Below are 12,940 nucleotides of genomic sequence, written 5' to 3' on the forward strand. Positions count from 1 at the left end.
TATTCTTTATTGGGACTATAGTTTGATTAATTCACGTATACTATTGTAAAAAGAAGTTATCTGATGAAATACGCGCTTTTTAACTAAAGTAATTTATTAAATGATTCACCAAAGCTAGAAAACATACATCTTAGCTAATTAAGGTACAGATAATTGCTGCATAGAGAAATTTCTACTTTCCACTAGGGAATTAGGCGCGGTAATTGCAGCATTGGTAACTGGCTTATTTCCCGCTCCCCAATTCATTGTTAAATATACACGGTCGCCCGCACTTAAACGAACTATACAATTAACATTAATAGATGAATTAGCTATTTCAGCAATATTATTCATAAAGTTACCTCTGTTACCTCCTATAATATTGGACAAAGCTGTGCCATTTTTGGTTATATTAAGATTAATACCGGTCCATTGATAGGTACCTGATGGTGCACCTCCACTCCCGAAGTACGAATATCCTTCTATTTTATAAACTCCAGACTCTAAAATCAGCCAGTAATCTCCTGCATCATTCCATGATACCGAACCTCCTTGATTAACAATCAGGTCACTTGAGGAAAATGGAATAATTTGAGGAATACTATTATTAAAATTTGTAAGAGCAGTGCCTGTATAGGTCACAGTATCGGTAGATCCTAATGCTGCAATAGTTGATGTTGTTTTATCAATAAAGGTAGAGAGTTCCCAAGTTGTACCTGAAATAGTTCCCTTACTAATTATCATTGCATATCCACCAGGATTAAGTTTAAAATTTGCCACCCCTGATCCTGATTGATTATCTATTAATTGGCTCCCGGAAGCAGCAATTGTAAGCTGACCTGATCCTGTGTTTTTAATACAGTATACTCTTCCTGAAATATTTCCTGATCCAGGAGATGCTATTGTAGCAAGCGGTAAAGTAAATGTTGATGGTGTGCTACCATTAAATGCCATATAAAAATCACTCGCTCCTAAGGTAACAGAAGTCGTGGAAGTTTTATAGGTCCCTGCCATTGAACCGTTTACTGTTAATGTACTCCCTGGAATAGAAGTATTAATGCCAACTTGCGCGAAGAAAGCGCAACTGAAAAAAAGCAGATTTAAAAAAGATAATAGTTTTTTCATTTTGTTTGTTTTTAGAATTTTAAAGCCTGATTCTCATAAATCATTTTGTGAGGAGATTTAATCTTTGATTGTTAAGAAATTAACGAGTCTTGTAGATTGTATTGTACATTTTAAATTAATTTGTATGAGAGTTATATTTAACATATGCTATAATTTCTTTGAAAGATTACTTAATGTATAACAAAGGAATATAACATCGATTTATTTATTGACAAAATAACGTTAATTTACGAATAAAACTAACACTGCATTCACACTTCACGCCGTAACAAACTGATTTACAGTAATAAAAAAATCAAATATCACATTACTTTTGGATTAAAAAAAGACAGAATTATTAGAATTATTATTGATCTACTACCCATTTATTTAAATCAATACCAGGAGAAAGACCTATTTTTACTCTTAATCTATACTTTTGAGATTCAACAGTTCGTACTGAAATATTAGCATATTCTGCAATTTCCTTATTAGAAAAATTCAATTTTATAAATGCACATAAACGTATATCATTTGATGTAAGTCCTGGATATGTATTAAGATTATTACAAAACTCTGGGTATAGTTGTTTGAAACGAGTTATAAAAGCAGGATCTTGCTTTATTGCGAGCTGAATTACTTCTTCAGCAGCAGTATCTACCTGCCCCTTTAAAGCCTCTTTTTCCTTATTTTGCTGTATGATAATGAAATCTTTATAGTTTTGTTTTCTTTTATATAAAACATAAGTAAATACTATAGCAGCACTAGCGAAAATAACCATAGCACAAATTATATATTTTAAAATAAGGTTATCTTTTTCTTTTATTTTTTCATTTTCAATAAGATTTTTCTCAACAGAGATGTTTAATACCTCACCTTCAACTACTTGTAAGCTGTCTTTCAATTGAGCATATTGAGTTAAAAATTCGTTTTCTTTCTCGGGATCCTTGAGCCCATGATAAACAGCAGCCATAAGTTTATATGATTCTAAATTTCTCTTCCCAAGATGCGCTTTTTGTGTTATGGCCAGTGATTTAATAAGGTAATCGAGTGATAACTTATAGTTCTTTTTCTCTAGATAAAGCTCCCCAAAGGCTCGCAGAACGTTGGATTTACCTTCAATAGTAATTTGTTTTGTAGATAATAGATTATTTGCTTTATTTATATAATATTCTGCGGAATCAATATTTTTATTTTTAAAATGTCTCTGGGCTATATCAATATATAGCATTGGCATAGGAGACTTCATACATTTTTTTTCATTGCTATATACAGAATCCATAAGACCCAAGAATTCAAAGCTCGAGCGTTTCCAGTCATAAATTGTATATTGTCTTTTTTCTCTTTCCGTTTTATCTTTAATTTTTTTGCTAAAGATTAGAGCCTTATCAAAACTATTAATTGCCCTAGCATGTAAGCCTAATGAATAAAAATTTACCCCATAAACGTGGTATAAATATGCCTTCAGTTCATCATTATTGAAGTTTTTAAGTTCAGAATCTGCTTTTTCGAGAAATTTAAAGCTTTCCTTATTTTTATTTATACCATTAAAAGCCTTTGCAATATTTATATATCCTCTTATTTCTTCTTTTTTATATTTAAGTATTTTATATTTCTCAATATTGATATTTTCTTGATAAATAGCTCCTTTAAAATCACCATCTCTTATAAGTTTTTGAAATTGAAATTCAACAATATCTTCTTTTATTGGATTCTGAGAACTAATATTAATACATGTAAAAAACAGAATAAATAGAAATTTATTTACCCCAAATTTTAAGTATTTCTTTATATCCATTATAAATTTCATAAAAAATTACACATATTAAAATCTTAAATTATAGATTAGTTTAAATATGAAGTTACTTATAAGATATATTTATTTATTGTGACAATCAGTCATTAAATATAATCATTGGTGAATTAACTATAAATCCGAACTGAACATTTTTTTTAAAAGAGTGTCTTCTATAAGATGATTTAATATACCTGCAGGTTGCTAACAAATAAAAATAAAAAACATAAAATACGCAAGTATAGATATACCACACAGATACTACATTTTGAAAAAATGGTTGCTAATGAAAGATTGTAAAAGATTGTTATTCGTATTTAAGAGTATTCTTTATAATGGCAATGAATACTTTGCCCTCTCATGTAGATTTTACATAATTTTGTTTGTGCATCTTTCCCATTTTGAAAATTGTATTAGAATATCAATGTATTTCCAGTTATCTTTTGTTTACATATCGATTCCTTGATCGCTCACCATTCAGCTAATATCAATGTATATGACTCAAGTAATCAGCTTATCAATTTCTTCTACGTTTAGCTGATTTTAAAAAGCATGCAGTAATTTCTTTACTATATTTGTTAAAATTTAAAAATATTACAGCTGTGAATATAATTTCAATTGAAAAACATGTATTTCAGGAAACAATCGACAAAAATGCAGAAAATTTAAGAATGGCTCAGCTCAATCTCTCAGATTTCAACAAAAGAATGGGTAAAAACTATGACCTTGTTTGTAGGTTTACAAACGAAAATCCTCGCTTTTTTTTAAAACAGGAGCTAAGATATCCTGAAAATACTAATACAATAGCAAGTCAAATTAATTGGCTCTTGATGTGGAAAAGGGAAATTAATGATAGAACCTACTTTAAAATATTTTTTAATGATATTGAAAGAGATTTTGAAGAAATTAAACGATACAATTCCCCATACATTCAAAAGGATAATGTATATCATAAAATCGTCGAAGATTTTAAAAAGAAATATACAGATTACGCACCTCTAGGTTTTCTAAATAAAGATGACGAAAATTATATAAAAGAAGAAATAAGTAAGAAATTTTTACAACACATTGAATAATAATGAAAACTTTAATTTAAACAAAAAAATCCCGTATAAACGAGATTTTAATTTCTCATATTTAATTTATTTGATCTCTACAGAAGTTGAGATTTTATCCCAATCCATTGTGAATTCATTATTGTTTACGTTATAAACTAAGGTTTCCTGTTTACCGGTAAAGCTTTTGTTTTAACATAAACACATAAATCTTTAGCTTCTTCGTATTTATAAGCACCCCATCGTTATTGTGTCTTTTTTGATCGTTTACATGCTGTAAGTGAGAAACCAGCAGCAAGAAACGTTATATGGAAGCGTTTTCATCATTGAAAATTTACTGTTTACAGTAAGCCGCTTATTAGTTTTTTCCACACTTTAAAGAGATCTTCTACCGTGTGTGTGCAGAGGAGAAATTCTGCCCCGGGGAATTCTTTAGATTAAATGAAAATTCTCTTTTATTATAGTACTTCATTCTTGTACTTCCTTAACCATTTGTACAATGTGGTTTTTGGAATTTTATATTCTTTAATAATCTCCAATTTTGTTCGTTGCTTATTCTTTATCTGATTTAGAATAAAATCTATAATCTCTTTTGTATAAATATTTTTCCTGAGAGTAGGTTTCTTTTTTTCTGATTTGTCTACAGAAGAAGTTGGTGCATATAATATCAAATGTTGAGAATACGGTCTGAAAAAATCATACTCTAAAAGTTTGCTCCAACGTAAAAGAATATGAGCATCAATACTTTTTGCTCTGTACATTTCGCTGACTTCTAATTCAGTACATTTTATAAAATTACAGATGCGGGATATTTCTATCCCGCTCTCTGCAACATTTGTTTCAATTATTTTTCCAATATGGATCTCTTTAAAATTCATTTTATATTTAAATCATAGAAAAGTTAAGGCTTCCAAAAAGACCACATTTTGCCATTAAAAACAGCTAGCTGCCTTTTTGAGGTATCATATACAATCATACCGGCATCAGGATTAATAATAGTAAGATGCGGATTTGCCACTTTTGGTAAGACCATCGCCTTATTTGTATCTTCCAGCACCAATATTCCAGCAGTAGATTTATTACCACCTGTTGTATCTATGGAAACCTTTGCTCCTGGCTGTTCTGTTTTATCACTTCCTTGTAAACTGAGATCTGCTATACCTATTGTGTTTACGCTCAAATCAAACCAAGTATTTGTATCTTTAAGGTATTTCACTTTGTTATCCGTAGTGTCGTAAATCATTGTACCTTTTTCTGTAATACTGTTTTTATCAGTAACATATGGCAGTATTAAACCTTTATTTTCATTATCTCCGAATTGTAAGGAAACGGAATTATTGGAAACACTTGCTCTGCTTATCCCGATTTGTGCATTTATCAGGCAGCCAACTGAGATTATAAGGGGAATTAATATTTTTTTCATTATTATTTTTAATTTTTTAAATGTCATCTGAATTTTAATCCGGACAGGTTTGCGAGGTTAAACATTTCCAATTGAATGTATTTCCTCCGTCTGTTGAGGTATATAATTTCAAACATTTGTTGGTAACATCATACACCATCATTCCTTCTACAAAATTACTTGCCGGTATTCCAATAGGATTTCCTGAAGCGTCAAAGGCCACCCTATTAAGTACAAAACCTTTTGTTCTAGCCTCTAATACTAGCCACGCTCCTTTTCGTACCGCCGGCCAATTATCCATTTGTGCTGTTCCTCTGTTTAATGAAGTGATTCCAATTTTACTGATCAGCGCTTGTCCTCCCGACGTAGTTGCAGGTTTGTAGCATACAGATTGAGTATCTTCATCAATAGCTGTATTGTTTACAGTATTTGTATCAGTAATGTTTGAAGGAACAGTCACTTTAGCAATATTAATTAGACTTCCTGTATACGCAAACGGAATATTGATTACCACAGAATAAGTCACTGTACCTCCCATCGGAAGATTTACAATATCATTTATAGCTCCTGTCTGTACTCCTGTTACCGTCGTAGTTGAACCAGAAGAAGCGACTGCAGTATAACTTACATTTGCAGCAGGGATACCTGCAGGAACAGAATCTTCAACAACTGCATTAAGTACTCCGAAGGGCCCATTGTTTTTTACTATGATTGTATAAGTAGTACTTGTTCCTGAAGCAAAAGTATTGGATCCATCAGTTTTAGTTATAGAAAGATCCGTACTGAAAGTGATAGGGGCAGTCACGCAATGTGCACCATCATTACCTGAACTTGCAGCTGCATCGGAAATTAATACCCTTTGCCCCGTTGTAAGATTAAACTGGTAAAATCCTCCGGCATTATTAACTCCAAACAATTCACCGGTACTCGAAGAATACATGGCTCCATAATTAGCAGCACCAGACGTAGCTCCTATTCCTGTAACTGACCCTGTACTTGGATTAATAGAAACAAGTTGCCCATTTGTAGCATTCACTCCATATAAAAGCCCGGTTGTTATATTGTATGCGAAATCAGGTATATTGAGATTTGCACTAAGTGTAATTAATGTAGCTGTTTTTGTAGTGAGATTAATTTTGTAAAGGAGATTATCATTTACATTTGATTTTATAAAGTAGTTTCCAAGATGATCTATTTCTCCTGCAAAATAGGTAGATGCAGGTAATCCTGTAATTGAGCCTAAATTTACTGAAGTACCGTCTGTATTTATCATTAATAAATTTGAAGAATTAGAATTCTGCATTCCATACATTATACCATTTGAAGGATTGATACCGATAGCATTATAGTTTACGGAAGATGTCCCTATAAGAGGATAAGTAAATGGGTTCGTGGATGTACCTACATTATAAAGTTTATCACTTTGAGAAAGATACATATTACTATTACATCCAAAAGCTCCAACCACTTTAAAAGTTACCTGTGCCAGACTACAATTTGATCCTCCAGATATATCTGGATCCTTATCACAAATTTTATAAATATAGGTGTAGCTTCCCGGAGGTGTTGTTGCGGGGATAATTAGATTACCATTCCCATCTACCGTAGCATTTCCGGGTGTCCATAATTCGTAAAAGAAATCTACCGAATTTGCAGGCATTGTTGCAAGATTAATTCCGTTGTAGGTATCATTACCAAAAATAGAGGGAAGCGTACCCCCGACTCCTGCAATGATCGGTGTTGATGAATAATCATCATCTACTGCACAAATTGGAGCAGCAATGGTTACCATTTTTGTAGTAGAGTAACAAGAAGCTGATGAGTTATAAAATGAGGCATATAATTTAGTCGTTCCAGAGACAGAAGTAACCGGATTAACCCTGTTTGCAGCTGTAGCCACAGAATTTGTATGCCATGTGAGAATACTCCCTGATGGTGTGTTAGATGCTGCTAATGTAGATAAATTGGCAGTTGTACTTCCGCAGACAATAGTGTAAACAGAATTTACATTAGAATACACTGACGTATTATTAAGGCTCGGTGCTGCTATGGAAGCGCAACAATTTAATATACTTACTGTTACCGGATAACTTACCGGGCTGTAACAATTATTCGTTGCATCAAAGTAGAAAGCATAATAGGTTCCTGCGGTTGCATTTGCAACTTCAGTAGCGGTAAGCGGTGTTCCCGTATGGGTATTATTTTTATACCAAACTAAACTTGTACCAGACGGTGTTGTTCCTGTATGTGCTGTAGTAAGGTTTGCCGATGTTGCAGGGCACGTATTATTTAAGGTAGAAGTTACTTTTGGCCCGGTAGTCCCAGCATTACATGCTGGCTGTATTGATAAGCCACATACCGCCATCAGTGTACCATTTAAACCTCCATTACCGGAGATCGTTAATGTTGTATATGCACTCGGTGATGTAATTTTAAATAATCCGCCACCGCCACCATTTGCTTGAACGGGAGCGCCTCCACCAGAGTAAATCGTATTTCCGCTTATTGTTGAATAACAATTGGTTCCTGCAGTAATAGAAACAGCTCCACCATTGGAATTAAATATAAAATTTTCGTTCCATGAAGGAGCAAAACCTGATCCGGTAGCCGTCAAAACAACCACCAAATTATTAACAGCTTTGTTGAAGTTTAATGTTATACTCCATGGACTTTGAGTTGCAGGATTAGAAGGATTTCCCTCTCCTACAAAAAGAGAATTGGCTGATGTAGAAACATTTCCGCTACATACTGAATATGAATATGGATAGTTTTGTACATCTCCGCTATAGGATGTACTAATGGTAACACCATTTACTACCACAGAACCTGATCTTGGTATATTAGTAGTTCCGCCACTGCACGTGACCTGTGCTTTAATAGTTCCTGCCCAGGGCATACAAGACAATAAAAGCATAGTCAATACTTTTATTACGTCAAAATAGATTTTAAATTTCATCTTAATTATTTTTTTTAGGCTTAGAAAAAATAATTAGTTATTTTTCTTCATCACCTGTGTTTCACTAATCAGAAAATTTCACAAAGGGAAGCGTGAATTATATGTTTTCCGAAAAGCTTAGCAAATGAAAGAAATGTTTAGAAAAATTAGAAAAAAAAGCATCCAACAGGGATACTACATTTTCATAAACAATTGATTATCAGTTATCAAATATAACATCTATAATTTTCCTATTGGTGATAAAAAAGATAAAATCAGCTGATGTAAAAAGAGAGACATCAGAATAATAATTGGCTTCACTGAATTTATTGAAATCATTATTTTTCAAATATAAAAAACACCATTAGATTTTCTAGTGGTCCGTTTATGTTTTAATTTTCAATAAATATTATAAATTATTAATCCAAATGTAAAGATCTTCATCCGAAGAAATATTTAACTTTTTTCGGATGCGGCTTTTACGAACCTGCACTGCTTTTTTACTGATAAAAATATGGTCAGCAATATCTTTCGTAGATAAATTAAGCTTCAGGTAAGCACAAAAAGTGAGTTCAGAACTTACTATATCCGGATATAAAATTAAAATCTTTTTACAAAATTCAGGATAAACTTCTTTAAATCGTGCAAGAAAAGAGGAGTCATTGTTTTTTGCCAACTGCAACACTTCATGATAAGCATCATTCACTTTACATTCCATATTTATTTTTTCAATTTCTTGCTGAGTGATCTTTTTCTGCTGATATTCATTCTGTAATTCCGTTTCTTTTTTATTCTTTTTATAAAAACGGTAACCTAAGACACTTAACAATAAAAAAATAATACAAAAACATCCTACCAACGTATAATTACTATCGCTTATTTTCTTTTTCACGTTATCCCGATCTTTCAAAAGTTTGTTCACAGATACATTTAAAGCTCTTTTATTCGCAATATCCAGACTATCATTAAGTTCTGCATATTTTACAATATATTCCTTTGTTTTTTTTACATCATTTAAAGCTTTGTAAGATTTATGGATAAGCTGATACATATCCCTTACTTTATCCGCTCTTTTAATCTGCCTGGAGAGAGCCAGAGATTGGTAATAATAATCTAAAGACCTCTTATACTCTCTTTTGGTATAAAAAAAATCTCCATATTTTTGGAAAACAATTAATTTCTGAAACAGTGGATATTTATTTTTTTTCAAGGAATATAGATACAGTGCTGATTTAAGATAATGTTCAGCCGAATCTAATTCACTTTTCTTATTCACTATAAAAAAATCGGCAATATTGGCTGCTGTAATAGGGTCAGCAATTGCATTATAAGCCTTGTGAAAATAGATGTATGTAGAATCATGTTGATTAAGATAGCTGAAATTATCTGCCTTACAGGCATATGCGTAATGTAAACGATTTATTTTCCTTTCTGTATCTTCAATTTTTTGGGATGCAGTAATTGCTTTGTTATAATAATTTAAAGAAGTTTCATACAGGCCCAAAAACAGATATACTTTTCCTGACTCAATGTAAACAGTTGCTTTTAAATCATTATCTTTTATTCTAAGCATTGTTTTTTCGGCTAAGGCAGCATATTGTAAACTCGCTTCATATTTATTAAGGTTGCATAAAATATTGGCAATATTGATATATCCCGTTGCAATCCCTTTTTCATAATTAAGTCTTTGGGACTGTTTCATTAATTCCTCAGTCTTAGTAATACCTTCTTCAAATTTTCCTGTTGTATGAGTTGTAAGAAGTACCGAGTAGAATGATGAGTCTATTTTATGATAAGATTTCCCTTGTCCATTACCCATAATGAACATCAAAATAAAAAAAATTATGATCCGAAACATGTAGTTAATTTATTTTTCAAATGTGTTTAGAATGATATATTCTTACTAAAAAGAAGAGGTATATTTAAATGTTATTTATCCAATTATAAAGATCTTCATCAGATGGAATATTCATTTTCTTTCTGATGCGGCTCTTCCTTGCCTGCACAGCTTTGACAGTTACAAAAGTATAATTGGCAATCTCTTTGGTTGAAAAATTAAGTTTGAGATAGGCGAAAAAAGTGAGCTCAGAGTTGAGAATGGTAGGATCAAGTGCTACAATTTTATTACAGAATTCAGGATATACTTCCTTGAATCTTACCAAAAAATGAGGATCATTACTTCTTGCCAGTTGTAGTACTTCACTAAAAGAGTAATTTATTTTACTTTCCAGATTTCTTTTTTCAATTTCTTGTTGATTAATTTCTTGTTGCTGATTTTGAAGTAACAATTCGTTTCGTCTTTTATTTCTTCTGTAAAGAAAAAAACAAACTAAAACAATAAGTACTACATATCCCAATGCATAATAAATAGTATACTTTATTTGCTCTTTCTCTTTAGTTATCTCTAGATCTTTCATCAGAATCAATTTATCTACCGATATATTTAAGGTTTTTTTGTCAGCATAATTAAGGCTGTCATTTAGAGACATATATTTTTCGAGATAGTCTGCAGATTTCTGATCATCGTTTAGCGCTTCATAGGTTTTAGAAATAGACTGATAAATCAACTTCATTTCATCATAATTATTCTGCTTTTTAGACATTGCTAACGAATGTTGAAAATAATCAATAGCTTTTCTGTAATTTTTTTTATAATAATAAAATTCTCCATACATTTCCAATACAATCAGTTTTTGATAGGAACTGTAAGTATAAGACCTTAAGCTATCACTTGCAATCTGCAGATAATATCCTGCAGAATCTATATTATTTTTCTTGTAATTTATAAAACAGCTCGCAATATTTGCTGCTGCGAGAGGATCTGGAATAATTTTGTAAGCTTTATGATAGTAAATATAAGCAGAATCACTTCTTTTAAGATTTTCAAATACATCGGCTTTATTCGTGTATGCATATATAAGTTTTCCCTTCCTTTCTTTTGCAGAAAGTATGTTTTTATTTAGTTTTATAACCTTGTTGTAATATTTAATAGAAATCTCAAACAGTCCGAGATATTGGTAAACATTACCATATTCGTTATAGAGCTGGCTTTTTAGATTGTTATCATTTATACTATTTACTTCTTTTTCAGCAAGCTCAAGGTAATACATACTTTCTTTATAGTGATCAATGGAACATAAAAAATTGGCAATATTCAAATATCCTGTTCCTATACCTTTTCGATAATTAAGTTGCCGGGATCTTTTAATTATATCATTTGTGATAATGATACCTTTTTCAAAACACCCTGTGAGATGAGCATTATTATAACTCTCGGATAAATCGCGATCTATTTTCGAATACACTTTTTCCTGGCCATTACAAACAGCAAGAAAAAAAATTAAGATAAATGAAATACGGAACATTTGTGTTTAGAAATAATTAATAAAAAATTAAGCGGTATCGCTTATGATTATCGTGAAAATTAAAAAGGTCTTTAAGAAAATTTCAAAAGATTAAAAGGGCTTATAAGTTCAAAATCCAATTATTAAAATCTATTTCCTGATCTAGTTCAATTTTTTTTCGTATTCTGTACTTTTTTGATTCTACCGTCCGGATCGACATATGCCCATATTCAGCTATTTCTTTGTTGGAGAAATTAAGTTTTATAAATGCGCAAAACTTTATATCACTGGCAGTAAGCTGAGGATAACCGGAGATTAAAATAGTATAAAATTCAAAATAGATTTCTTTAAATTTTGGAATAAAAAGAGGGTCATCATGTATTGCTAACTGTATTAATTCTTCAAAGCTATTGTCTAATTTTTTCCTAAGATTATGCGTCTCTATATTCTTCTGATCAATTAAAATATTTCTTTTCTTTTCTTTAGAATTATATAACCTCATAATAATGATCACTATGACAGATCCACCTAAAATTGTGCTTAAAATAATTAAGTATAATTGTTTTTTATTCGCATCCTCCTCTTCTTTCTGCTCTTTAAAAATTCTTTCTACAGAAATATTTAGAGCCTTTTTTTCAGCCTGATTCAAACTGTCATTAAGTCTGAAATATTTCAGCAGATATTCATTTTCCTTTGATTTATCATTAAGCTTATTATATACTGTTGCAATGGCTTGATATACTTCTAAATTTCTTCCTTTCAATTTTGCTTTTTCAGTAATGCTTTCTGATTTTATTAAAAACTCCAGTGCTTTATCATATTCTTTTTTCGCTATATATAATTTACCAAATGATAGCATTATCATCGAACTCGCTTCAAAATTGTCTACCTTAATGGTGGCAATACTTTTAGTTAAAAAATATTCTGCTGAATCCAATTGCTTTCGAACGATACATTTGTCTGCAAGTACCAGGTAAATTATAAATCCCCGGTTCGGCATTGCCAGACATTTATTCTCCATAGATCTTACAGAATCCGGAATATTCATTTTGGTGAATGTAAATCTTTTCCAATCATAAATAAAAAAAAGCCGTTCATCCCTATCCTCTTTACTTGGTATTTTATAGCTGCGCTTTATTGCCTGATTAAAGCTTTCAATTGCCTGATTATATAAACCCAGCGCCTGATAATTTCGTCCGTAAATTATTTTGAGACGTGTGCTAAAAATTGGATGATTAAAGTGATTTAATTTTTCTTCTGCCAATTTAAGATAATGTAAGCTTTCCTGATTCCTATTCATTCCGCAGAGGAAATTTGCAAGTTCGA

Annotated in this window: 9 protein-coding genes; 1 reads left to right on the top strand and 8 read right to left on the bottom strand. The window is 31.3% G+C overall.

Annotation, left to right across the window (positions count from 1 at the left end; translation table 11 throughout):
- Positions 1 to 138: 138 nt before the first annotated feature.
- Positions 139 to 1,104: a hypothetical protein gene (locus SB689_RS06005; RefSeq protein ID WP_410691244.1), complete on the bottom strand. Its 966-nt coding sequence runs from the start codon at positions 1,102 to 1,104 to the stop codon at positions 139 to 141.
- 346 nt (positions 1,105 to 1,450) lie between these two features.
- A complete protein-coding gene (locus SB689_RS06010; protein WP_410691245.1) occupies positions 1,451 to 2,881 on the bottom strand; it encodes a transcriptional regulator in 1,431 nt (476 codons plus the stop codon).
- A gap of 599 nt (positions 2,882 to 3,480) precedes the next feature.
- Between SB689_RS06010 and SB689_RS06015 the strand changes: the two genes are divergently transcribed.
- Entirely contained in the window at positions 3,481 to 3,954 is a 474-nt protein-coding gene (locus tag SB689_RS06015; protein ID WP_410691246.1) for a hypothetical protein, read from the top strand.
- 437 nt (positions 3,955 to 4,391) lie between these two features.
- Here SB689_RS06015 and SB689_RS06020 read toward each other — a convergent pair whose 3' ends face one another.
- The 6 genes from SB689_RS06020 to SB689_RS06045 all read right to left on the bottom strand — a co-directional run bounded on the left by SB689_RS06020 (position 4,392) and on the right by SB689_RS06045 (position 12,878).
- A complete protein-coding gene (locus SB689_RS06020) occupies positions 4,392 to 4,811 on the bottom strand; it encodes a transposase (protein ID WP_410691247.1) in 420 nt (139 codons plus the stop codon).
- Positions 4,812 to 4,834: 23 nt separating this feature from the next.
- Entirely contained in the window at positions 4,835 to 5,356 is a 522-nt protein-coding gene (locus SB689_RS06025) for a hypothetical protein (RefSeq protein WP_410691248.1), read from the bottom strand.
- 34 nt (positions 5,357 to 5,390) lie between these two features.
- The gene (locus tag SB689_RS06030) at positions 5,391 to 8,291 is read right to left on the bottom strand and encodes a DUF6923 family protein (protein ID WP_410691249.1); all 2,901 of its coding nucleotides are present in this window, start codon (positions 8,289 to 8,291) and stop codon (positions 5,391 to 5,393) included.
- 388 nt (positions 8,292 to 8,679) lie between these two features.
- Positions 8,680 to 10,128 (bottom strand): transcriptional regulator, encoded by a 1,449-nt coding sequence (locus tag SB689_RS06035; protein ID WP_410691250.1) that lies wholly within the window; start codon positions 10,126 to 10,128, stop codon positions 8,680 to 8,682.
- Positions 10,129 to 10,192: 64 nt separating this feature from the next.
- Positions 10,193 to 11,575 (bottom strand): tetratricopeptide repeat protein, encoded by a 1,383-nt coding sequence (locus tag SB689_RS06040; RefSeq protein ID WP_410691251.1) that lies wholly within the window; start codon positions 11,573 to 11,575, stop codon positions 10,193 to 10,195.
- Positions 11,576 to 11,735: 160 nt separating this feature from the next.
- Complete coding sequence (locus SB689_RS06045) at positions 11,736 to 12,878, bottom strand: tetratricopeptide repeat protein (RefSeq protein WP_410691252.1); 1,143 nt, start codon at positions 12,876 to 12,878, stop codon at positions 11,736 to 11,738.
- Positions 12,879 to 12,940 lie beyond the last annotated feature (62 nt).

Origin of the sequence: Chryseobacterium sp. SIMBA_038 (assembly GCF_046535115.1) — a bacterium.
GTDB lineage: Bacteria > Bacteroidota > Bacteroidia > Flavobacteriales > Weeksellaceae > Chryseobacterium.